The sequence below is a fragment of the Rhizobium atlanticum genome (genome assembly GCF_030182485.1).
In the GTDB taxonomy this organism is placed as follows: domain Bacteria; phylum Pseudomonadota; class Alphaproteobacteria; order Rhizobiales; family Rhizobiaceae; genus Rhizobium.
On record NZ_JAQJCJ010000003.1, the window covers coordinates 378,888 to 400,565 of the forward strand.

Annotated in this window: 21 protein-coding genes and 1 pseudogene; 11 read left to right on the forward strand and 11 right to left on the reverse strand. The window is 61.7% G+C overall.

The window, feature by feature from the left end:
* Window positions 1-39 precede the first annotated feature (39 nt).
* The gene (locus PH551_RS07130; protein ID WP_183698255.1) at window positions 40-711 is read right to left on the reverse strand and encodes a GntR family transcriptional regulator; all 672 of its coding nucleotides are present in this window, start codon (window positions 709-711) and stop codon (window positions 40-42) included.
* Window positions 712-843: 132 nt separating this feature from the next.
* Here PH551_RS07130 and PH551_RS07135 point away from each other — a divergent pair, with 132 nt between their 5' ends.
* From PH551_RS07135 to PH551_RS07155, 5 genes are all read left to right on the forward strand, one after another.
* Window positions 844-2,040 (forward strand): Tm-1-like ATP-binding domain-containing protein, encoded by a 1,197-nt coding sequence (locus tag PH551_RS07135; RefSeq protein WP_285192430.1) that lies wholly within the window; start codon window positions 844-846, stop codon window positions 2,038-2,040.
* 10 nt (window positions 2,041-2,050) lie between these two features.
* A complete protein-coding gene (locus PH551_RS07140) occupies window positions 2,051-2,875 on the forward strand; it encodes a phosphoenolpyruvate hydrolase family protein (protein ID WP_285192431.1) in 825 nt (274 codons plus the stop codon).
* A 264-nt stretch (window positions 2,876-3,139) separates the two neighbouring features.
* Window positions 3,140-3,586, forward strand: a complete 447-nt coding sequence (locus tag PH551_RS07145; RefSeq protein WP_285192432.1) for a universal stress protein — start codon at window positions 3,140-3,142, stop codon at window positions 3,584-3,586.
* Window positions 3,587-3,676: 90 nt separating this feature from the next.
* Entirely contained in the window at window positions 3,677-4,591 is a 915-nt protein-coding gene (locus PH551_RS07150; RefSeq protein WP_085781529.1) for a DnaJ C-terminal domain-containing protein, read from the forward strand.
* A 2-nt stretch (window positions 4,592-4,593) separates the two neighbouring features.
* The gene (locus tag PH551_RS07155) at window positions 4,594-4,917 is read left to right on the forward strand and encodes a chaperone modulator CbpM (protein WP_085781530.1); all 324 of its coding nucleotides are present in this window, start codon (window positions 4,594-4,596) and stop codon (window positions 4,915-4,917) included.
* 18 nt (window positions 4,918-4,935) lie between these two features.
* Here PH551_RS07155 and PH551_RS07160 read toward each other — a convergent pair whose 3' ends face one another.
* Both PH551_RS07160 and PH551_RS07165 read right to left on the reverse strand, forming a co-directional pair.
* Window positions 4,936-5,865, reverse strand: a complete 930-nt coding sequence (locus tag PH551_RS07160; RefSeq protein ID WP_085781531.1) for a phosphatidate cytidylyltransferase — start codon at window positions 5,863-5,865, stop codon at window positions 4,936-4,938.
* Entirely contained in the window at window positions 5,862-6,539 is a 678-nt protein-coding gene (locus PH551_RS07165; protein ID WP_245362255.1) for a lysophospholipid acyltransferase family protein, read from the reverse strand. Before PH551_RS07165 ends, PH551_RS07160 begins: the two co-directional genes overlap by 4 nt.
* Before the next feature lie 236 nt (window positions 6,540-6,775).
* Here PH551_RS07165 and PH551_RS07170 point away from each other — a divergent pair, with 236 nt between their 5' ends.
* The 6 genes from PH551_RS07170 to PH551_RS07195 are packed head-to-tail and all read left to right on the forward strand — an operon-like array spanning window position 6,776 to window position 14,006.
* Entirely contained in the window at window positions 6,776-7,762 is a 987-nt protein-coding gene (locus PH551_RS07170) for a BMP family protein (protein WP_285192433.1), read from the forward strand.
* A 7-nt stretch (window positions 7,763-7,769) separates the two neighbouring features.
* Window positions 7,770-9,182, forward strand: coding sequence for an amidase (locus tag PH551_RS07175; protein ID WP_285192466.1), 1,413 nt, complete (start codon window positions 7,770-7,772; stop codon window positions 9,180-9,182).
* Window positions 9,179-10,711 (forward strand): ABC transporter ATP-binding protein, encoded by a 1,533-nt coding sequence (locus PH551_RS07180; RefSeq protein ID WP_285192434.1) that lies wholly within the window; start codon window positions 9,179-9,181, stop codon window positions 10,709-10,711. The genes PH551_RS07175 and PH551_RS07180 overlap by 4 nt, the downstream gene beginning before the upstream one ends.
* Complete coding sequence (locus PH551_RS07185; RefSeq protein ID WP_285192435.1) at window positions 10,701-11,750, forward strand: ABC transporter permease; 1,050 nt, start codon at window positions 10,701-10,703, stop codon at window positions 11,748-11,750. The genes PH551_RS07180 and PH551_RS07185 overlap by 11 nt, the downstream gene beginning before the upstream one ends.
* Window positions 11,747-12,691: an ABC transporter permease gene (locus PH551_RS07190; protein WP_285192436.1), complete on the forward strand. Its 945-nt coding sequence runs from the start codon at window positions 11,747-11,749 to the stop codon at window positions 12,689-12,691. The genes PH551_RS07185 and PH551_RS07190 overlap by 4 nt, the downstream gene beginning before the upstream one ends.
* Before the next feature lie 25 nt (window positions 12,692-12,716).
* Entirely contained in the window at window positions 12,717-14,006 is a 1,290-nt protein-coding gene (locus tag PH551_RS07195; RefSeq protein WP_285192437.1) for an amidohydrolase family protein, read from the forward strand.
* Here PH551_RS07195 and PH551_RS07200 read toward each other — a convergent pair.
* From PH551_RS07200 to PH551_RS07235, 8 genes and pseudogenes are all read right to left on the reverse strand, one after another.
* A pseudogene (locus PH551_RS07200) lies at window positions 14,000-14,790 on the reverse strand (class I SAM-dependent methyltransferase). The gene PH551_RS07195 and the pseudogene PH551_RS07200 sit on opposite strands and share 7 nt — an antisense overlap.
* 81 nt (window positions 14,791-14,871) lie before the next feature.
* Window positions 14,872-15,381: a peptide-methionine (S)-S-oxide reductase MsrA gene (msrA, locus tag PH551_RS07205; RefSeq protein ID WP_285192438.1), complete on the reverse strand. Its 510-nt coding sequence runs from the start codon at window positions 15,379-15,381 to the stop codon at window positions 14,872-14,874.
* 76 nt (window positions 15,382-15,457) lie between these two features.
* The gene (locus PH551_RS07210; protein ID WP_285192439.1) at window positions 15,458-16,291 is read right to left on the reverse strand and encodes an inositol monophosphatase family protein; all 834 of its coding nucleotides are present in this window, start codon (window positions 16,289-16,291) and stop codon (window positions 15,458-15,460) included.
* Between the two features lie 106 nt (window positions 16,292-16,397).
* Window positions 16,398-17,474, reverse strand: a complete 1,077-nt coding sequence (locus PH551_RS07215) for an ABC transporter ATP-binding protein (RefSeq protein ID WP_285192440.1) — start codon at window positions 17,472-17,474, stop codon at window positions 16,398-16,400.
* 61 nt (window positions 17,475-17,535) lie between these two features.
* Window positions 17,536-18,423 (reverse strand): carbohydrate ABC transporter permease, encoded by an 888-nt coding sequence (locus PH551_RS07220; protein ID WP_285192441.1) that lies wholly within the window; start codon window positions 18,421-18,423, stop codon window positions 17,536-17,538.
* A 3-nt stretch (window positions 18,424-18,426) separates the two neighbouring features.
* Entirely contained in the window at window positions 18,427-19,335 is a 909-nt protein-coding gene (locus PH551_RS07225; protein WP_285192442.1) for a carbohydrate ABC transporter permease, read from the reverse strand.
* Between the two features lie 65 nt (window positions 19,336-19,400).
* The gene (locus PH551_RS07230) at window positions 19,401-20,663 is read right to left on the reverse strand and encodes an ABC transporter substrate-binding protein (protein ID WP_221127040.1); all 1,263 of its coding nucleotides are present in this window, start codon (window positions 20,661-20,663) and stop codon (window positions 19,401-19,403) included.
* Between the two features lie 105 nt (window positions 20,664-20,768).
* Entirely contained in the window at window positions 20,769-21,668 is a 900-nt protein-coding gene (locus PH551_RS07235) for a sugar phosphate isomerase/epimerase family protein (protein ID WP_285192443.1), read from the reverse strand.
* Window positions 21,669-21,678: the final 10 nt, after the last annotated feature.

The following is a 21,678-nucleotide window of genomic DNA, read 5'->3' on the forward strand; positions in this document are numbered from 1 at the left end:
GTTTTTCGCTTGTTGAGAGGAGACCTCCCTCTCCTTCATTCATCCGTCAAATCGCCGTTTTTCCTTCTGAAAGCGTGCCATGACGGCCTGCTGGACGTCGCTGATATGCGCGTGCATCAGTGCCTTGGCGCGGGTTATATCGCGCGACCGGAAAGCCTGCAGGATCTGATCGCGCTCCTCGGCTGCCCGCTCGGCGAGATCGCGGCTCTCATTGGCGATCGAGCGGCAGATCTGGATTTGCAGCGCGAGCCGTGCCAACGTTTCGACCAACGGGGCGCTTCCCGAAAGCTCGGCAATCGTCTCGTGGAATTCCTTGTCGCGGATGCCGTAGGTCGCCATGTCGCCGCGGCGCAGCGCCGCCACTGCCTCATCCAGAATACGTTCGAAACCGGCGATATGCCGGTCGCTCATCTGCGGAACGGCGAGCTCGACGGCGAAACACTCGAGCGTCTTGCGCAGCTCGTAGAGGTCGTCGATCTCCTTGGGCGTGAAGCTGCGTACGAAGAAGCCGCGATAAGGCTTGATCTCGATCAGCCCTTCCTTGGCAAGCGTGCCGATCGCTTCGCGGAATGGCGTGCGGCTGACCTGCAGGCGTTCCGTCAGTTCCTTTTCGTCGATCGAGACGCCGCTCGGCAGTTCGCCGGAAACGATCAGCCGAACGATTTCCTCGTAGATCCGCTCTCGAAGGGTCAGGTGGCGCGGTGCGTTCATGGTCTCCACTTCCGTCTGGCATTCGCGATTTAAGTATGCAATATACGGAAGAATATACAATATGGAAAATACAAAACCGGGAATTTTGTTGGAAAATCAGCGGGAGCTGGACCAAAAAGGGGAGGAAAACCAATGGGAAAGGTCTATATCGTCGGCACCTCAGACACCAAGGGCGCTGAACTGAACTACGCCAGGGAGGTGGTTCTTTCAGCCGGAACCGAGGCCGTTCTGATTGATGTCGGCACGCTTGGTGAGGGTGCGGGCGCCGATATTCCAGCGCGCGACGTCGCGGCATTTCATCCGGATGGTGCTGCGGCCGTGCTCGGGCAGACTGACCGGGGAACGGCGGTTTCGGCCATGGCCAAGGCGCTGACGGGTTTCCTGAAATCACGCAACGATATCGGCGCTGTGCTCGGCCTCGGCGGTACCGGCAATACTGCGCTGGTGACCGAGGCGATGCGGGCGCTTCCGATCGGCCTGCCGAAACTGATGGTCTCGACGGTGGCCTCAGGCAATGTGGCGCCCTATGTCGGCCCGAATGATCTGACCATGATGTATTCGGTCGTCGACATCGCCGGTCTGAATGCGATTTCACGCAGAGTGATCGGGAATGCGGCCAATGCCGCGGCCGGCATGGCCCGCAACCCCGTTCCCGCCTCCACGGATGATCGGCCGGGCATCGGCATGACCATGTTCGGCGTCACCACGCCTTGCGTGACCCAGGTCCGCGAGATGCTCGGCAAGACCCATGAAGTCTACGTCTTCCATGCGACCGGCGTCGGTGGCCAATCGATGGAGAAGCTCGCCGAATCAGGTCTGCTGCAGGGCGTGATCGACGTGACGACGACCGAGGTTCCCGATCTCCTTGTCGGCGGCGTCTTTCCCGCGACCGAGGATCGCTTCGGCGCAATCATCCGCACCGGCCTGCCCTATGTCGGCTCGGTCGGCGCCGTCGACATGGTGAATTTCGGCGCGCGGGAAACGGTGCCGGCGGCTTTCTGCGACCGCAGGCTTCACGTCCATAATGCGCAGGTGACCCTAATGCGCACCACGCCGGAGGAAAACGGCAGGATCGGCGCTTTCATCGTCGAACGGCTCAACCTCATGCAGGGCCCGGTCCGCTTCCTGCTGCCGCTTCAGGGCGTTTCGGCAATCGATGCCGTCGGTCAGCCGTTCCACGATCCGGAAGCCGACGCCGCGCTGTTTTCCGCCATCCGGACCGGCTGGCGCGACGCGCCAAACAGACGTCTCGTGGAGATAGATACCCATATCAACAGTCCAGAATTTGCCGCGGCACTCGTCGCCAGCTTCCACGACATCCCTGCCTGAGGAGAGAGTTTTGTCCCGTATCGATAGAAACGACATTCTGAACAAGCTTCGCCGCAAGATCGCCGAGGGCCGGCCGATCATCGGCGGCGGCGCCGGCACGGGCCTTTCGGCCAAGAGCGAGGAGGCCGGCGGCATCGACCTGATCGTGATCTATAATTCCGGCCGTTATCGCATGGCCGGGCGTGGCTCGCTGGCCGGCTTGTTGGCCTACGGCAATGCCAACGAAATCGTCAAAGAAATGGGCCGCGAGGTGCTGCCGGTCGTGCCCGACACGCCGGTGCTTGCCGGCGTCAATGGCACCGATCCCTTCATGCTGCCCGATCACTTCCTCGACGAATTGAAGGCTATGGGCTTTGCCGGCATCCAGAATTTTCCGACGGTCGGGCTGATCGACGGAACGTTCCGCGCCAATCTCGAAGAGACCGGCATGGGCTTTGAGCTGGAAATCGACATCGTCGCCCGTGCGCACGCTAAGGATATGCTGACGACACCCTATGTCTTCAGCAGCGATGACGCCGCCGCCATGACCAAGGCCGGCGCCGATATCGTCGTCTGCCACCTCGGCCTGACCACGGGAGGCGCGATCGGCGCGGAAACGGCGCTGACGCTCGACGGATGCGTGGAGAAGATCAATGCATGGTCGGACGCTGCAAGATCGGTGCGCGACGACGTCATCGTGCTCTGCCATGGCGGCCCGATCGCAATGCCGGCGGATGCGGCCTACGTGCTGGCCCGTTGCAAGGGATGCAACGGTTTCTACGGCGCAAGTTCGATGGAGCGGCTGCCGACCGAGGTCGCCATCCGCGCGCAGGTCGAGGACTTCGCCAGGATATAAGCGCGGTTGGACCGGCCGCATGCCAGCCGCCGGCGCCTCGTTGTGGGGCGCCGGCATGTGAATCTCGATGGTTGACGACATCGCGGTAAAACTATTGCCGACGGCCATGCCGCCAACTGAACGATCAGCCGCGAGCCCATTCCGAAGACGACCGCCGTTCATGCGTTGCGATGCTGCGGCATCTGTGTTTGATATCGGTCAAAACGGAGGTCGCCGGTGCCGGTATGATCGGTGCGGCTATTCGCATTCGGGATATCGGTTTCAATGTATCGAACGATCATCTGCGGCATCGGCATGGGTTCCCGGGAAACGGCAATCCGCCTCCTGCGTCGGGCGGCGGCGCTGTTGGACCACGGCGGCAACATTGTCGTCTTGCATGTCATCGAGAACATTCCGCACCGCCACCTCATGGATCTTCCGGAGGAGTTCGAAACGACGGCGATGGCCGAGGCTGAAAAGAAGCTCGTATCGCTCTGCAGGGAACTGGGTGTTCCGGCAACGATCGAGGTTCGCATTGGCGTTGCGGCCTCCATACTCGTATCGGCCGCCGCTGAAAAATCGGCCGATCTCATCCTGCTGTCATCGCATGTCACCGATATCACCGACTACGTCTTTTCTTCGATCGTCGAAAAGGTCCTGCGTCGCGCGGGATGCTCGGTCCTCATCGATCGGCGTCCCGATCAGCCGCAGGAAGACGAAGCCGTTTTCTGAGTCTCAGGGCCTCCCCTCCCCGCCGGCGCCTTGACAACCTATATCACAGCCAAATCAACGGCAGAATTGGCTGCCTGAGCGGAGACATGCATGAGCCAGGATCCCTATGAGCTTCTGGGCGTGAAACGGGATGCGTCGCAAAAGGATATTCAAAGCGCGTTCCGTAAACTTGCCAAAAAATTGCACCCCGACCTGAACCCAGGCGACAGGAAGGCCGAGGAACGTTTCAAGGAAATTTCGACCGCCTACGAGATTCTGAGCGACGAAGAAAAGCGCGGACGCTTTGACCGCGGCGAGATCGATATGACAGGCGCCGAGCGGGCGCAGCGCAACTATTATCGCGACTATGCCTCGGCCGGCGGCGCCGATAATCCCTATCGCAACAGCGCCGGCTTTGCCGACTTCGGCGATGCCGATGACATTTTTGCGAGCTTCTTTTCGCGCCGTACCGGCGGCGGCCGGGCGCGCAGCCAGGGCCAGGACCGGCGCTTCTCCATGGAGGTCGATTTTCTCGAGGCCATCAACGGCACCAGAACCGAGGTCAAGCTCCCCGATGGCCCCGCGCTCGAGGTCGGGATCCCGCCGGGAACGCGCGACGGCCAGACTTTGCGGTTGCGCGGCAAGGGTGAACCGGGCATCGGCGGCGGGCCGGCGGGCGATGCGCTCATCGAAATTCATGTGCGCCCGCACCGTTTCTTCACGCGCGACGGCGACGACATCCGCCTCGAGCTGCCCATTTCGCTCAGCGAAGCGGTGCTCGGCGGCAAGCTTCGCGTCCCCACGCCTTCCGGCCCAGTCAATCTGACGCTGCCGCCTCATTCGAACACGGGGAAAGTCCTGCGCCTGAAGGGCAAGGGCGTTCCGAAACGCGGCGGCGGGCATGGTGACATCTACGTCACCTTGAAGATCGTGTTGCCCGACCAACCTGACGAACGGCTGCCGTCCCTGGTGAAGGAGTGGGCGGCGGCGCATCCATACGATCCGAGGAAGAACATGGAGGCCTGATCATGGATGATCATGAGTTCCGTCTTTACTTGAAAATCGATGTGGTCCAGCTCGATTTCTGGGTCGAACAGGGTTGGCTGATCCCTGAGACCTCAGGCGAAAAGCGACAGTTTCGCGATGCCGATGTCGCCCGCGCCCGGTTAATTCTGGATCTCATGGGCAATATGGGCGTCAACGAAGCCGGCGTCGACGTCGTCATGGATCTGGTCGATCAGCTTCATGGAATCAGGGGAACAATGAGTCAGCTGATGACCGCCATCTCCCGGCAGGAACGCGATGTCCAGCGGCGGTTGTTAGAATGTCTTGAGGATCTCGAACAGTTTTGACTAGGCCGCAGCTCGTGTCTATGTCGTGAACCAGTAGCGGACGATGTGGAAGAACAGCGGCGCGGCAAAGGTGATGGAGTCGAGACGATCGAGCACCCCGCCATGGCCCTCGATCACATAACCCCAGTCCTTGGCGTTGAGATCGCGCTTGATGGCGGAGAGCACGAAGCCGCCGAAGAAGCCGGCGACGACGATGACGGTGCTGACGGCTGCGGCCTGCAGAGGCGAGAACGGCGTCAGGCGATAGAGCAGCGTTCCCACCAGTATGGCCGATGCGCCGCCACCGAAGAGGCCTTCAAGCGTCTTCGATGGGCTGATGTTCGGCGAGAAGCGGTGTTTCCCCAGGAGCTTTCCCCAGACATACTGGAAGACGTCGCTGAGCTGCACCACGATGACGAGATAGACGAGCAGCAGGGCGGGCGGCGTGCCGGTCTCCAGCATCAGGAGCGCGGGAGCATGGCTGATCGAATAGACCGTCAGCATCAATCCCCATTGCACCCTGGCGGTGCGCGCCAGGAATTCGTTTACGTCGCCCGTCAGGGTCGCCACTGCCGGCAGGATTAGGAATGCATAGACCGGGATGAAGATCGAAAAGAGGCCGTACCATAGAGTCCCGAGCAGCACATATTGCACCGGCAGGACAACGAAGAAGGACAGGAACAGCGCCAGGTGATCGCCGCGCCGCGATGGCGTCAGCGTCCAGAATTCGCGCAGTGCCATGAAGGACAGGAATGCGAACAGGACGACCACAGCGGTGTCGCCGAGCAGGATCGCACCGCCGAATATCGCGACCATGATCCACCATGAGCGGATGCGGGCATTGAGGTTATGCACGGTGGCGACGGATCCGGGCTCGGTCGCGCGCCGCTGAAGGATGAAACCAGTAGCGGAGGCGACGGCAAGCAGGCCGAGGATTGCGGCAAGCACGATGGAGAAAAAGCTGCTCATGCGATGTGCTTTCCGTCCGCTAACTCGATGACTGCTGCACGGGCGCGGGCCAGGAATGCGTCCTTCCCTTCGCCCGGTTCGACGCGCAGCGGCTTGCCGAAGCGGGCCGTGCAGGTGATCGGCACGATGAGCCAGCTTCCCTTCGGCAGGATGCGCTGAAGATTGTCGAGATGGATCGGCACGAGATCGACATCGGGGAAACGACAGGCAAGACGATAGATGCCGCTGCGGAACGGGGCGATCTCCTCGCTGGAGCTTCTCGTTCCTTCCGGGAAGATCAGGACCGAGCACCCCTCCTCCAGCAGGCGCTCGACCGGCTCCAGCGGGTTGCTGTCGGGCAGAGGCTTGCGGTCTATCAGGACGGCGCGCAGTCCTTTCTCGGCAATGAAACGCCGAAAGGCGCTCGTTCCCCAGTAATCGCGCGCCGCGACCGGGTGGGTCAGCCGTCGCACCGGCCACGGCAGGGCAGCCATGACGGCAACAGTATCGACATGGCTGTTGTGATTGGCGAAATAGATGCGGCGGCGAAGGTCGGGCGTACAGCCCCGCCACTCGCTTCGGGCGCCGACCATGATCCGCACGAACAGCACGAGAAGGCGACGGACGAGGGCGATCGCCCAGGACGACGACCGGCTCGCGATCGGCCGCCGCGAGGCGTCTTCTTCTTCACCCATTTCAATTTCCCCAACCCAATAGTTCTATGCATAGCCTGCCGGAGTCGTCGCGCCAAGCCCTGCAGACCCGGCTCGAGAAGCACGGCGGCACCGGGCATGCAGACCTAGGACGTCTCGTTCATTCAGCCAGGCTGCTGCGGCCGATTAGCCTGATTTTTGAGCCGGTTCACTGCTTGACACGTTTTTAGGCGCTACTATGATTTTTGAACCAGCTGGTAAAAAAAGGGGAACAATCAATGACCAAAGACATGTTGATTTCACGCCGGGCAGTGATCGCATCGGGCATTGCGCTCGGAGTGAGCAGCTTCGCCCCGCTCGCAAAGGCTGCCGCGCCGCTGAAAGTTGCCGGCATTCATGCGTCGCCGGTTGAAAATGCCTGGAACTCCTGTCTCCACAAGGCCCTTCAGGACGCGGCCAAGGACGGCGTCATCGAATATGTCTTCTCCGAAGGCGTCTCCGGCACCGATTATCCCCGCGCCATGCGCGAATATGCCGAACAGGGCAACAAGCTGATTATCGGCGAGGCCTATGCCGTGGAGAAGGAGGCCCGCCAGGTGGCGGCCGATTATCCGGATACGGCTTTCGTGCTGGGTTCGAGCGGCGAGCAGGCCGGCGATAATTTCGGTGTTTTCGGCACCTGGAATCACGACGGCGCCTATCTTGCAGGCATGCTTGCGGGCAAGATGACCAAGTCGAACATCGTCGGTTCAGTCGGCGCCATTCCGATTCCCGAGGTCAACATGCTGATCAACGCCTTCGCCGCCGGCGTCAAGGCGGTCAACCCTGATGCAAAACACCTCGTCGCATTCATCGGCACTTTCTTCGATCCGCCGAAGGCCCGTGAAGCTGGCCTTGCCCAGATCGACGCCGGCGCCGACATCCTGTTCGGCGAACGCATCGGCACGGCCGACGCCGCCAAGGAACGCGGCATCAGGTCGGTCGGCTCGCTGATCGATTATACGCCGCGTTATCCGGATACGGTCTTCGCCAACGCCATGTGGTACTTCCGTCCGATCCTGAATGCCGCGATCGCCGATGTCGCCGCCGGCAAGCCGGTGGGCCGGAACTACACATCCTACGGCCTGATGAAGGAAGGCGGCAGCGATATCGTCTTCGTCAAGGGTGTGGCGCCCGCCGAGGCGGAAGCCGCGATGGAAGCCAAGCGCGCGGAGATCAAGGCCGGCACCTTCGAAGTTCCGAAGATGATGGATGAGCCGAAGTAGTTCGTCCATGCAAGGCGACGCGACGGAACTGGCGGCAGCGATCAGGCGCGGCAGCCTGAGCGCTGCGGAAGCGATGCAGGCCTCCATCGTTATGGCTGGGCGGCATGAGCCGCTTGGCGCGATCGCCTATCTCGATGCCGCCATGGGCCTCGCCGCAGCGCATGCGTGCGACCGGGAGCGGCGGAGCGCGCCCGATCATTTCTCTGCGCGGCCCTTTGCCGGCGTGCCGACCCTGGCGAAGGATCTTGGCGGTCCCTTTGCCGGGCTGCCGGTCACGGCCGGTTCCCGCCTCTTCGAAAGAAAGGGCGGCGAAGCCGATTCCGATATCGCTTCCCGGTTCCGCGATGCCGGTTTCTGCCTGTTCGGCCTGACGACGAGCCCGGAATTCGGTCTTTCGCTCGCCAGCGAACCGGCGATCGGGCCTATCTGCCGCAATCCGCTCGATCCGGCCCGCACCGCCGGCGGCTCCTCCGGCGGTGCGGCGGCAGCGGTTGCGGCCGGGATCGTCGCAATTGCCCATGCCACCGACGCCGGCGGCTCGATCCGTGTGCCCGCCGCCTGCTGCGGCCTCGTCGGACTGAAGCCGACCCGCGGCGCCATTCCCGGCGGTCCATCCTTCGGCAACCACCTCGGCGGTATTGCCAGCGAACTGGCGGTCTGTCGCTCGGTGCGGGATACGGCGCTGATTTTCGACCGGTTGAGCGGCAATTCCCGCGGACCCGTTCCGGATCCCGCCCCCACCGATATCGACAACGGCCGTCTGCGGATCGGCCTGCTGACCGATACCGGGCCGACCTATTCGACCGAGGCTAGCCGGCTTGCCGCCGTCGAAGACGCGGCGCGCATGCTGGAGAGCGACGGACACGTCATCGTTCCTTTGGCGTGGGCCGATTTCGAATGGAGCGTCGCCGCCAGCGGCCGCGCCTTTGCCGATATCGTTTCCGTCAACCTTTCCGCACTCATCGAGGCAGCGGGTCTTGAGGAAAGCAGAGCCGAGCCTCTTACGCAGGCCTTCGCGGCCCGCGGGCGGGCGGTGTCGGCCACCATGCTCTGGAATACGCTGAGCGATGCCGTCCTGGTCAGCCATCGTCTCTGGTCATTGTTCGACGGGATCGATTGCATCCTGATGCCGATGCTTGCCTCAGCGCCCCTTGCGATCGGCTCCTTTCCGTCCGATCATGCCGACACTGATCTGCATCTCGAACGCATGGCGGCATTTGCGCCGCTTGCCTGTCTGGCCAATATCTCAGGTTTCCCTGCTTTGACGCTCCCTTTCGGACAGGATGAGCACGCCATGCCGCTGCCGGTGCAACTCATAGCGTCGATGGGCCAGGAGCCACGCCTCCTGTCGCTGGCGGCACGCCTGGAGGCCGAGGCGCGATGGCAGCACCGTTTTCCGGTCGCAGGATTGGCGACATGACCGGGCCTGTTCTGGAAATTATCAGTGTCAGCAAACGCTTCGGCGACAATCTCGCCAATGACGATATTTCCATGACGCTCGCGAGGGGCGAGATCGTGGCCCTGCTCGGCGAGAATGGTGCCGGCAAGACGACGCTGATGAGCATCCTTTTCGGCCATTACATGCCGGAGACCGGGCGAATTCTGATCGAGGGCGCGGAGGTGCCGCAGGGAAAGCCACGCGCGGCGATCCGCGCCGGTGTCGGCATGGTGCACCAGCATTTTTCGCTCGCCCCCAATCTGACGGTCATCGAAAATGTCATGACCGGCACTGAAAAACTGTGGTCCTGGCGGTCGGCAACATCGGCGGCGCGCAAGAAGCTCCTGGCGATTTCCGAACGCTTCGGCCTCACCGTCGATCCCGAAGCCCGCCTTGGCGATCTGTCGGTCGGCGAGCAGCAGCGGGTGGAAATCCTCAAGGCACTCTACAACGACGCCCGCATCCTGATCCTCGACGAGCCGACGGCGGTGCTGACCAACATCGAGGCCGAGCGACTGTTCACGACGCTGAAGGAGATGGCCCGCCAGGGCCTGTCGTTGATCTTCATTTCGCACAAGCTCGATGAGGTCATCGCGGCGGCCGATCGCATCGTCGTCTTGCGCGGAGGCAAGATGGTCGCCGAACGCAGGGCATCGGACACCAGCAAGGTGGAGCTTGCCGAATTGATGGTCGGACGCCGCGTGACACGGCCCGTGCGCGAACCATCGACACCCGGCGCCGTTGTCCTCGAAGCGGACGGTGTAACGGTGCGCACGGGCGGGGTCGACCGGCTGAAATCGATCAGCTTTCGGCTGCATCAGGGAGAGGTCCTCGGCATTATCGGCGTTTCCGGCAATGGCCAAGCGGCGTTGGCGCATGTTCTGTCGGGTACGCTGGCGCGCAGCGCCGGCGAGCTCAAGCTGTTCGGGGAAACCATCGGCAATCTCGGTGTCGCCGATATCGTCGAAGCCGGCATCGGCCGCATTCCCGAGGATCGCAACCACGAGGGTGTGATCGGCGAAATGGCGATCTGGGAAAACGCCGTGCTGGAGCGGATCACCTCGCCGGCCTTTTCGCGCCGTGGTCTCGTCAACCGCAAGGCCGGCATGGCCTTCGCCAGGGAGATCATTGACGGATTCGACGTTCGCGGCGGCGGCCCGGCCATCCGCACCCGGCTGCTTTCCGGCGGCAATATGCAAAAGCTCATTCTCGGGCGCAGCCTGTATCGACGGCCGCGTATCCTGATTGCCGCGCAGCCTGCCCGCGGCCTCGACGAAGGTGCAGTCGCCGCCGTGCACGCACGCCTGCTCGAAGCCCGCCGGCAGGGAACCGCCGTGCTGCTGATCTCGGAGGATCTCGACGAGGTGATCGCACTTGCAGACCGCATACAGGCGATCGTCGGCGGCCGCCTGTCGCCGCCGGTCGAGGCTGAAGACGCCGACGCCCGCGGGCTGGGGCTGATGATGGCCGGTGAATGGCAGGAAACTCCAGGGGCCGGCCATGCGATTTGAGCGCCGCGAGCACCGCCCGCTTTCCCTGCTGATATTCACGCCTGTCGTTGCGGTCATCGCAGCGCTGGCTCTGGCGGGCATCCTGATCGCGATTGCCGGCGCGCCCGTTCTCGATGCCTATTGGCGCATCCTGACCGGCGCCTTCGGCTCGCGGCTTTCGGCGACCGAAACACTGACGCGGGCAACGCCGCTGATGTTGACCGGGCTTGCGGCCGCCGTCGCCTTTCGGGCGCGGCTATGGAATATCGGCGCCGAGGGCCAGTTCTACCTCGGCGCCATCGCCGTCGCTGCGGCGAGTTCGAAGCTGCTTGGCAATCTCCCCGCGCCCATCCTCATCCCGCTCCTGCTGCTGATCGGCGCCACCGCCGGCATGGTGCTGATCCTGGTTCCGCTGTGGCTCAGGCTGCGCTTTTCCGTCGATGAGGTCGTCACCAGCCTGCTCCTGAACTTCATCGCCGTGCTTTTCGTCTCGATGTTGATCGACGGCGTTCTCAAGGATCCGCTCGCCTTCGGATGGCCGCAATCGCAATCCGTCAGCGATCACGCCATGCTGCCGAAACTGCTCGCCCGATCGCGCCTGCATATCGGCTTTGCGATCGCGATCGCTCTTGCCGTCGTCGTCCATTTCGTCCAGTCCCGCACCGTCTTCGGCATGCAGTCCCGCGCTGCGGGCCTCAATCCTGCCGGCGCGGTCTTCGCAGGCGTGCCGCTCGGCAGAACGCTGGTGAAGGTCGCCTGTCTCTCCGGCGGGCTGGCGGGGCTCGCCGGCGCGATCGAGGTGATGGGCGTCAAGGGTTACGTGACGACCGATCTGTCGCCCGGTTTCGGCTATGCCGGCATCGTCGTCGCCATGCTCGCCAACCTCAATCCGCTCGGCGTCGTCTTCGCAGCTATTTTCACCGCCACCATGTTCGTGGGCGCCGACGGCATGAGCCGCGGCCTCGGCATTCCGACCTATATCGCCGATGTGACGGTGGCGCTGTCGCTGTTGACGATGCTGATCGCGTTGTTCTTCACCCAGTACAGGATCCGGCGATGACGCAATTGTTCGACATTATCGCCTCCGCCGGCATCTGGGCGGCGATCCTGCGGATCGCCACGCCGCTGATCTTCGGCACGCTCGGCGCCTTGCTGTGCGAACGGGCCGGCGTGCTCAATCTCGGCATCGAAGGCATCATGACCTTTGGGGCGATGATCGGCTGGCTATCCGTCTATCATGGCGCCGATCTCTGGACCGGCCTGCTGATTGCCGCGATAGCCGGCGGCGTCTTCGGCCTGCTGCATGCGGGGCTGACGGTGACGCTCGGCCTCTCGCAGCATGTCTCCGGCCTCGGCGTCACGCTCTTTGCGTCAAGTTTCAGCTATTATGTCTTCCGGTTGATCGTGCCGCTTGCCAACACTCCGCCGACCATCGCGCCGTTCCAGCCGATCGCCATTCCCGGCCTCTCGACGCTACCCTTCATCGGCCCCGCCTTCTTCACCCAAACCGCGCCGACCTATCTTGCGATCGTGATCGCGCTCTTGATGGGCTATATCATCTTCCGCACGCCCGTGGGGCTTGCGATCCGCATGACCGGTGAGAACCCGCATGCGGCGGAAGCCCAGGGCGTCAATCCGATGAAGGTGCGTTACGGCGCGGTCATCGCCGGCAGCGCGCTGATGGGAATGGGCGGCGCCTTCCTGACCTTGTCGGCGTTCAACAGTTTCTTCCCGACCATGGTGCAGGGGCGCGGATGGATCTGCATCGCGCTCGTCGTGTTCGCCTCCTGGCGCCCGGGCCGCGCGCTTTTCGGCGCCCTGCTCTTCGCCTTCTTCGATGCCTTTCAGCTTCGGCTGCAAACCGTGCTGAGCGGGCTCGTGCCTTATCAGCTCTTCCTGATGACGCCCTATATCCTCTCCATTGCCGCGCTTGCCGTGATGGCCCGCCGCGCCCGCGTTCCGCAGGCGCTGATGCAGCCCTATCGCCGCGGCGAGCGCTAAAACCACCACATCCAACGAGGCTCCGATGTTCGATCTGATCGTCCGAAACGCAAATCTTCCCGATGGCCGCAGCGGCATCGACATCGGCATTCAGGGCGGCAGGATCGCTGCCGTCGAGCGTAATCTCAAAGCTCAGGCGGGCGAAGAAATCGACGCCACCGGCAGGCTGGTCAGCCCGCCTTTCGTCGATCCTCATTTTCATATGGACGCTACCCTGTCGCTCGGCCTGCCGCGCATGAACGTCTCCGGTACCCTGCTCGAAGGCATCGCGCTGTGGGGCGAGCTGCGTCCGATCGTGACGAGGGAAGAGCTGGTCGATCGTGCCCTGCGCTATTGCGATCTGGCCGTGACGCAAGGCCTGCTCTTCATCCGCAGCCATGTCGATACCAGCGATCCCAGGCTGGTGACCGTCGAGGCGATGATCGAGGTCCGCGAAAGGGTCGCGCCCTATATCGACCTGCAACTGGTCGCCTTTCCGCAGGACGGCTATTACCGCTCGCCGGGTGCAATCGACGCACTCAACCGCGCCCTCGACATGGGCGTCGACATCGTCGGCGGCATACCGCACTTCGAACGGACGATGGGCGAAGGGACGACCTCGGTCGAGGCGCTCTGCCGCATCGCCGCCGATCGCGGCCTGCCCGTCGACATGCATTGCGACGAAACCGACGATCCGCTGTCGCGCCATATCGAAACGCTGGCGGCTGAAACCATCCGCTTCGGCCTGCAGGGACGTGTCGCCGGCTCGCATCTGACCTCGATGCATTCGATGGACAATTACTATGTCTCCAAGCTTATCCCGCTGATGGCGGAGGCTGAAATCAACGTCATCCCCAATCCACTGATCAACATCATGCTGCAGGGCCGGCACGATACTTATCCGAAACGCCGCGGCATGACCCGCGTGCGTGAGTTGATGGATGCCGGGCTCAACGTCTCCTTCGGGCACGATTGCGTTATGGACCCGTGGTATTCGATGGGATCGGGCGACATGCTCGAGGTTGGCCACATGGCGATCCATGTCGCGCAGATGGCCGGCATCGACGACAAGAGGAAGATCTTCGACGCGTTGACCGTCAACTCGGCGAAGACGATGGGCTTGGAAGGTTACGGTCTGGAGACGGGATGCAACGCCGACCTCGTCATCCTGCAGGCGAGCGACCCGCTGGAAGCGCTGCGACTGAAGCCGAACCGGCTGACGGTGATCCGCCGCGGCAAGGTCGTCGCCCGCTCGGCGCCGCGCATCGGCGAGCTTTTCCTGGATGGGCGCCCGGCCCGGATCGACGGCGGCCTGGATTACGCACCGCGCTATTGAGACGTATCGACGCCTGCTCGGCGAGCTGTGATGATCCAGGCGCGGGAGTCGAAGAACACCCCCTCCGGCGTCATATGCGCCTCGAGCAAATCGCGCAGTCGCTGCAGCGCTTTGCCAGGCGGTTCACCGGTATGCGCAAGCGCGTCCTTCACAAGATAAAGGCCGGCGAGCGCATCAGACGCCGCATTGACATCTGGTCCATAGAAGACCGGCTCTCGCACGTCGATAAAGTCAATCGAGGCAAAGCCTGCTGCGCGCATAAGGTCGGTAGCAACAGCGGGATCACTGAGCGAAAAGGGATCCGGAGTATCCGTAGAAACCGCAATCGGGGCCGCCAAGGCTCGGCGGATGGCGCCGGACCACTCGTTGCGCTCCGCGCTTTGCCACACCATCCACACAAGGCGCGCGCCCGGACGCATCGCCCGACCGATGTTGGCAAAGGCGGCTGCCGGATCGGCAAAAAACATCACGCCGAACCGGCTGATGCAGAGGTCGAAACTGGCAGCCGGAAAGGCGTGGAATTGCGCGTCTGCCTGCTCGAACATCACATTTCGCAAACCCTCCGCAGCGCTCCGTCGCCTTGCGATCTGGAGCATTTCTACGGAAATATCCACACCGACCGCTTCTCCTTGAGACGCGGCGCGGGCGGCTTCACGCGTCGTCTGCCCGCACCGCAGCCGATATCGAGCACCCGGTCATCCGCGCCGACATCGGCAGCATCCCGAAGGTGCCGGTTATGGCGCGCCAATTCTGCATCGTAAAAATCGGCACGATCGAACGCCATGACACTGACTCTGCTTCGCGTGAGCTTCGATCATCGGTTTGATGAGAATGCCGGAGTTCCTCCCGGCATCCATGAGCGGTATCAGGCGATCTTCTGGCGGGTCGGCAGTTTCCAGCCGGGCCGGACGAAGTGGCAGGTATAGCCGTTCGGGATCCGCTCCAGATAATCCTGGTGCTCGGGTTCGGCCTCCCAGAAATCGCCGGCCGGCACAATTTCGGTGACGACCTTGCCGGGCCACAGGCCCGAAGCATCGACGTCGGCGATCGTATCGCGGGCGACACGCTCCTGCTCAGGACTGGTGTAGAAAATCGCCGAGCGATAGCTCGTCCCGACGTCGTTGCCCTGGCGGTTGCGTGTGGTCGGATCGTGGATCTGGAAGAAGAATTCGAGGATTTCGCGGTAGTTGATCCGGGCGGGGTCGAAGATGATCTCGATCGCCTCGGCATGGGTCCCGTGGTTGCGGTAAGTGGCATTCGGCACATCGCCGCCGGTATAACCGACGCGGGTCGAGATCACGCCCTTGTAGCGGCGGATGAGGTCCTGCATGCCCCAGAAGCAACCGCCGGCGAGCACTGCACGTTCTTCGGTCATTGGAGGTCTCCTTGTTTGCCATGAGATAGTGTCTCACGTCGCCGATTTCCATAAGATGGAAATCTGCAGGCGGCGGCTATGTCCTAATCCGGAAACCCTCCCTGAGCCAGGGATGCAGCGCCCTGCTGGCGGCTAGGATGTCTCCAGCGCCGTCGACTGTCGCGCCGGAAAAACGCGTGACTATGCCGCCGGCCTCTTCGACCATCAGCGCCGAAGCGCCGAAATCATGGATCGAGAGGCCGTCCTCGAAGAAGCCGTCCAGCCGGCCGCAGGCGACATAGGCGATCGACAGCGCTGCCGAGCCCAGGCGACGCACGCCTGCCGTATTCGCCATAAGGCGCTTGATGGCTTCGAAATAGGTGTCTTCCGCCACCGCCTTGACCTGGCCCGGGATGGGCAGGCCGGCGCCGATCAGCACGTTCTCGATGTCGCCGACATCGGCGCAACGGATGCGCTCGCCATTGAGATAGGCGCCGCCGCCGATCTCGGCGCTGAAGAGCTCGTCCTGCATGGCATCATAGACGACGCCGACCACCTGCCTGCTGCCTTCGGCGATCGAGATCGTGATACCGAAATGCGGGAGGCCCCAGGCGTAATTGGTCGTGCCGTCGATCGGGTCGATGTAGATGATCGGCGTCTCCGGCCCGGCCGTGCGGTTGCCGACAGCCTCCTCGCCCTGGATGGCATAATCGGGGAAGGCCTTCGTCAGCTCCTCGACGATGATACGCTCGACCGCTACATCGATCTCGGTCTGGTAATCGCGGGGCGCCTTGGCCAGCATTTCCCCGGATGTCCGCCGCCGTAGGGAGGCTCGGGCCGTCTCGCCCGCCTTCAACACCGTTTCGGCAAGCACGATGAGGCGGGGCGACGCGTTCGGGGAAAGGCGCGCTGATGTCGGGGAGGATGCCATGAAGAAAATCCGGATGCTGCAGATATGAACGAAGTGAATCGTGCGGAGCCACTCCCTTCGCAGAGACCGGTGAGGGTTTTTTGAAGCTGTCCGCGCCTGACGGGTCTTATATCAGGCGCTCGGTCGATGCGTCAAAGAGATGGACCTGGACCGGCTCGACAGAAAGTCCGATCATCTCTCCTGGTCTGACCTTGTCGCGCCGCGTCTCGACGATCGTCAGTTCCGGCTGCGTCGCTGCGACGATGAAGGTCGAGGAGCCTGTCGACTCGACAAAGGCGATCGGCACGTCGAAGCTGCCCTGGCCGGGCGCGACCACCTCGATATGCTCCGGCCGGATGCCGGCGACGAGCTTACGTCCAGGTTCGACCACGCGTGCTATCGCAAGCCTCTGCTTCACCGCTCCGAAATCCAATACAAGGCTCTTGCCGTCTTCGGCAGCGATGGCGGGAATGAAATTCATCGCCGGCGAGCCGATGAAGCCGGCGACGAAGCGGTTGGCCGGACGGTCGTATAGGTCAAGCGGCGCGCCCTGCTGTTCGATGATGCCGTCGCGCATCACTACCACGTGGTCGGCCATGGTCATCGCTTCGACCTGATCGTGCGTGACGTAAACGAAGGTTGCGCCCAGCCGGTCGTGCAGGGCGCGGATTTCCTTGCGCATCGAGACACGCAGCGCAGCATCAAGGTTGGAAAGCGGCTCGTCGAACAGGAAGGCTTGGGGATTGCGGATAATGGCGCGGCCCATGGCGACGCGCTGCCGTTGGCCCCCGGAAAGCTGGCGCGGATAACGGTCGAGCAGCCGGGAAAGACCGGTGATAACAGCGACTTCCTCGGCTTTCTTTTTTGCTTCGGCCTTAGGGACGCCGTGCATTTTCAGTGAATAGGTCAGATTCTGTTCTACCGTCATATGTGGATAGAGGGCGTAACTCTGAAAAACCATGGCTATATCGCGTGACCGCGGCGGCACGTCGTTCATCACCTTGCCGGCAATCTTCAGCGTACCGCCGGTGATTTTTTCCAGCCCGGCGAGCGAACGGAGCAACGTGGACTTACCGCATCCGGACGGGCCGACCAGCGCCACGAACGTGCCCTTGGGAATTGAAAGGTTGACGTTCTTAAGCGCGTGAAAAGCGCCGTAGTGCTTCTCGACGCCCGAGAGTTCGATTTGGATGTCCTGGCTCATACCGAAAACCTTGCTGGCCCCCAAACGGGACCGATGAGATGGTCAAGGGTGAAAAACGTGGTCACTTGACCGCTCCGGCGGCGATGCCGCGTGTTAGGGTACGCTGGAAGATCAAGAAGAAGATCACGGTCGGTATTATACCCAGGAAAGCGGCCGAGGCCTGCAGCACCGGGTCCGACATGTTCTGTCCGCGGGTAAGGCCCATGGCAACCGAGACCGTCTGGTTGTTGTTGGACACCAGCATGACGAGCGGGATCAAGAATTCGTTCCAGGTCCAGATGAAAAAGAAGGTTCCGAGGACCATGAGCGTAGGTCTCAGCACCGGGACGACTACGAACCAAAGCGTCTTCCAGTGGGTCGAGCCATCCATCTCCGCCGCTTCAAGGATTTCCTTGGGAAAGGTACTCAGCACGGTCGAGAGCAGGTAAGTCCCAAAAGCGCTTTGCAGGACCGCAAAAATGATGATCACGGAAAGCTGTGTATCGTAGAGGCCGCTCGCTTTCGCCATGTAGTAAAGCGGGTAAATGATAGACTCCTGCGGCACCATGATGCCGAGAAGAAAGACCACCAAAATCACGCGCGACCCCGGCACCTTGCCGACTCCAATCGCATAGGCGTTGAACAGGCTTATCAGTACCCCTAATACCGAAACAGCGAGACTGATCACCACACTGTTGAGCAGCTTGCGGCTGAAATCCGACACCGTCCAGAATTTCTCGATCGCCGTGAGATCGATCGACCGAGGAATCGAAAGCGGTCCGCCGACTGCGTATTCGGCGCTCGCCTTGAAGGCATTGAGCAGAGCAAGGAAAAAGGGAAAGAGTGTAAAGGCGAGAAGTAGAATGAGGATGGCCAGCACCACCCACCGCATGGGGTCGCGTCGCGCACCATCGGCTGCCGCCGTCGCCTTTGCCTTGGTCTTACCATCGCTGAGAACTGAGTAAGCCATGATCTACCCCTTCGACTCCTGCCGGCTCTGGAAGCGTAGGAAAATCACAGCCAAAGCGATCGTCAGAGTCGTCTGCACGACCGCGATAGCTGCAGCATAGCCGACGCGTTGTGTTGTGAAGAAGTGGTAGTAGGTCAGATAGGATGGCACGAGCGTGGAGTTGTCGGGGCCGCCGGCGGTGATGACAAAAATTGGCGCAAAGACTTTAAGTGCTGCGATCAACGTGGTCAGCACGACGACGAAAATCTCCGGCGCCAGGAGTGGGATCGTGAGTGTCACCAGCCGGCTCCACCAGTTTGCCCCGTCGAGGTCGGCAGCCTCGTAGAGAGACGGGTCGATGCGCGAAAGACCGGCCATGAAAACCACCAGGCAATAACCGACCTGTATCCAGACAATAACGAGCGAGACGGCAGCAAGCGCGTATGTCGCATCGCCGATCCAGTTCTGGGCAAGATTATCAAGGCCGATGGCCTTTAGCGTGATGTTGATGACACCGACTGGGTTGAGAATCCAGCCCCAGAGCACGCCCGCGACCGTTACTGGCAGGATCTGCGGCAAGTAAAAACCGGCCCTGAAGAAGCTTGAGACCCATTCCCCGAATTGGTCCCTGACATAGTCGAACAGCAGAGCGGCCAGGACCAGGCCGATGCACACGGGTATCACGGTCATCGAGACGATGAACAGCAGCGTGTGATACATCGATCCCCAGAATTGATCGTCCGCAAGTAGGCGATGATAATTCTGCAGGCCGACCGGTCGCGGCGTGCCAACGCCTTTCCATGCCGTGAAGCTCAGCCCGATATTAGCAAGCTGCGGTATGAGCACGATCAGAATGAAGCCGATCACCCCCGGGATGAGGTAGAGGCTATAGCTTTGTGACCCGTCGGTCGATCGCTGGCTGGATATGGCCATGTCATTCTTCCTTCAGCCTACCACAATGGGCTGCGCCGGAGCGCAGCCCAGCGTTCAAGGTCGCGCTACTGGTTCTCCTGCGCGTCGTCGTAGACCTGCTTGATCTCTTCGACGAACTGCTCCGCAGTCAGACTGCCCTGGAAGAGGCCGGTGTCTTTCTGATTGAGCACGTCGTAGTAGCCGGGGACCGGCCAGTCAGGATAGAAGCCGAGGCCGTTTTTGTCAGAGATCTGCTTGAAAACCGCTGCGGCGTTCTTGCCGATGGGATTGGTGATGGCGGAAAGATCAGCGGCGATCGGGACGCCGCCCGCATTGCCGAGTTCAGCTTGGTACTTCGGCGACAAGGTCAGGCTGATCCACTCGGCGGCGAGGTCGGGATTCTTGCTGCTCTTGGGAACGACCCAGAGATTGCCTGTCGAGCCGACAGAATATTTCGGCGTCGGAATCACGAACTGACCCCACTTGAAGTCCTTGATCGTCGAGGCAAAGGTGCCGAGATTCCACGTGCCCGAGACGTACATCGGTGCCTTGCCGGAGGTAAACAGCAAAGCAGCGTCCGGGTCCTTCATGCCCGTGGAGTCCTTGCTGATGTAGCCCTTGCTAACCCAGTCGACCAATGTCTGCGCCGCATAGAGGTAAGGCGCGCCGTCGAGAGGAGCCTTTAAACCCTGATAATTCTGGATCCAGGCGTCATCGGCCTTGGTGTAGGCGAGAGAGGCAAGCAAGTGCTGGCCACTGGTGTCGATGGCACCGAGCGCGAGAGGCGTGATACCTTTCTGCTTGAAGGCTTCCAAGTCAGCGACCCACTCTTCAAGCGTCGTCGGCGGCTTGAGGCCTGCCTTTTCGAACATGTCAATATTGTAGAAGCACGAAACATATTCGCCGAAGACAGAGACGCCCCAAACAGGGCCGGAGCCATAGATGCCCTTTTCGTCATAACGGCTCAGGACAAAATCGCCTTCGTTAAGGATCTTGTCCCAGCCCTCCTTCTTCACATAGTCATCCAGATTGGTCAGCAATCCCTGGCTTGCAACCAAGCCAGCGGTCGCATTGCCCTTATTGTACTCGAGCACGTCGGGGGCCTGATCGGAATTGAGGATCATGCCACCTGAGGCCTGCAACTGCTGAAAGGTCTTCTGCTCAAAGCTGACGTTGATATCAGGATGTTTCGCCTTGAACTCCTCGAGCGCCTTCTTCCAGACAATGCCCTGAGCCGTGGTCGGCTCCTCGAACCACCAGATCTTGAAGGTCTTCTGTTCGGCATGGCCGATCGATGTCATCAGCATCGCCGTACCGAGTGCTAGCGCAAGTGTTGCAATTCTTTTCATGCCTTCCTCCCAAAAAAGCGGCTGCGCCGCGAAAAGACCAGTTAGTCAGTCATGGCGCCCCGCCCCGGCCTCCCAGCCCGGCAGCGCTCCATTTTAGGCGGTTGATCAGGGATCAACAATGAAATCTCCGCCCCGGCATTTCTTTAGATAGTTGAGCCCGTGAACCTGGCCAGTCATCTCAAGTTCGTCGCGATAGACCGGGTCGTGCCAGCCTTCGATGTCAATCGAGCCGGACCAGCCGGCAAGGCGCAGCTCGGAAATGATGTCGGTCCAGTTGCTGTCGCCGAAGCCCGGCGTGCGCATGAAGACGAACTTTTCCTTGCCGAAGATGCCGTGTTCCTTGATGACCTCCCAGCGGATGGTCGCGTCTTTGCCGTGGACGTGGAAAAACTTGTGCGCCCATTTGCGGATCTGCGGCATGGGATCGATCAGATAGACCATCTGATGGCAGGGTTCCCATTCCAGCCCGATATGATCATCCGGCGTCTCGTTGAAGATCAATTCCCAGGCATCCGGGTTGTGAGCGATGTTCCAGTCGCCACTCGCCCAATTGCCATCCATGGCACAATTCTCGAAGGCGATCTTGACGCCTTTGTCGGCGGCGCGCTTGGCGAGTTCGCTCCAGATCTCTTTGTAGCGCGGCAGACTGTCGGTCAGCGGCTTGCCGCGAATGCGTCCGGTGAAGCCGGCGACGCAGGTGGCGCCGAAATGATGGGCGTTGTCGATGCAGTCCTTCCAGCCCTGCAACGTCTCCCGGTCGATCGCGTCCTCTTCCAGCGGATTGCCGAACATGCCGAGCGTCGAAATGGTGATGTCGCGGTCGCCGATCGCATCGAGGCAGCGCTTGCCGAGCTCGGCGAGGTTCTGTCCCTTCGTCGTCTGCCAGAAAAAGGGCTCGAAGCTTTCGAAGCCCAGGTCGGCAATCTGACTGATGCGCGCGGCGGCATCACCCTTGTTGCCGCTGACCATGGTGCCGATGCGAATGGATTTTGCAGGGTTGCTCACGTCACTTCAT

Coding starts and splice junctions, on each gene's coding strand:
- PH551_RS07130 (WP_183698255.1), bottom strand. CDS start 711: ATGAACGCACCGCGCCACCTGACCCTTCGAGAGCGGATCTACGAGGAA.
- PH551_RS07135 (WP_285192430.1), top strand. CDS start 844: ATGGGAAAGGTCTATATCGTCGGCACCTCAGACACCAAGGGCGCTGAA.
- PH551_RS07145 (WP_285192432.1), top strand. CDS start 3,140: ATGTATCGAACGATCATCTGCGGCATCGGCATGGGTTCCCGGGAAACG.
- PH551_RS07150 (WP_085781529.1), top strand. CDS start 3,677: ATGAGCCAGGATCCCTATGAGCTTCTGGGCGTGAAACGGGATGCGTCG.
- PH551_RS07155 (WP_085781530.1), top strand. CDS start 4,594: ATGGATGATCATGAGTTCCGTCTTTACTTGAAAATCGATGTGGTCCAG.
- PH551_RS07160 (WP_085781531.1), bottom strand. CDS start 5,865: ATGAGCAGCTTTTTCTCCATCGTGCTTGCCGCAATCCTCGGCCTGCTT.
- PH551_RS07165 (WP_245362255.1), bottom strand. CDS start 6,539: ATGGGTGAAGAAGAAGACGCCTCGCGGCGGCCGATCGCGAGCCGGTCG.
- PH551_RS07170 (WP_285192433.1), top strand. CDS start 6,776: ATGACCAAAGACATGTTGATTTCACGCCGGGCAGTGATCGCATCGGGC.
- PH551_RS07175 (WP_285192466.1), top strand. CDS start 7,770: ATGCAAGGCGACGCGACGGAACTGGCGGCAGCGATCAGGCGCGGCAGC.
- PH551_RS07180 (WP_285192434.1), top strand. CDS start 9,179: ATGACCGGGCCTGTTCTGGAAATTATCAGTGTCAGCAAACGCTTCGGC.
- PH551_RS07185 (WP_285192435.1), top strand. CDS start 10,701: ATGCGATTTGAGCGCCGCGAGCACCGCCCGCTTTCCCTGCTGATATTC.
- PH551_RS07190 (WP_285192436.1), top strand. CDS start 11,747: ATGACGCAATTGTTCGACATTATCGCCTCCGCCGGCATCTGGGCGGCG.
- PH551_RS07195 (WP_285192437.1), top strand. CDS start 12,717: ATGTTCGATCTGATCGTCCGAAACGCAAATCTTCCCGATGGCCGCAGC.
- msrA (WP_285192438.1), bottom strand. CDS start 15,381: ATGACCGAAGAACGTGCAGTGCTCGCCGGCGGTTGCTTCTGGGGCATG.
- PH551_RS07210 (WP_285192439.1), bottom strand. CDS start 16,291: ATGGCATCCTCCCCGACATCAGCGCGCCTTTCCCCGAACGCGTCGCCC.
- PH551_RS07215 (WP_285192440.1), bottom strand. CDS start 17,474: ATGAGCCAGGACATCCAAATCGAACTCTCGGGCGTCGAGAAGCACTAC.
- PH551_RS07220 (WP_285192441.1), bottom strand. CDS start 18,423: ATGGCTTACTCAGTTCTCAGCGATGGTAAGACCAAGGCAAAGGCGACG.
- PH551_RS07225 (WP_285192442.1), bottom strand. CDS start 19,335: ATGGCCATATCCAGCCAGCGATCGACCGACGGGTCACAAAGCTATAGC.
- PH551_RS07230 (WP_221127040.1), bottom strand. CDS start 20,663: ATGAAAAGAATTGCAACACTTGCGCTAGCACTCGGTACGGCGATGCTG.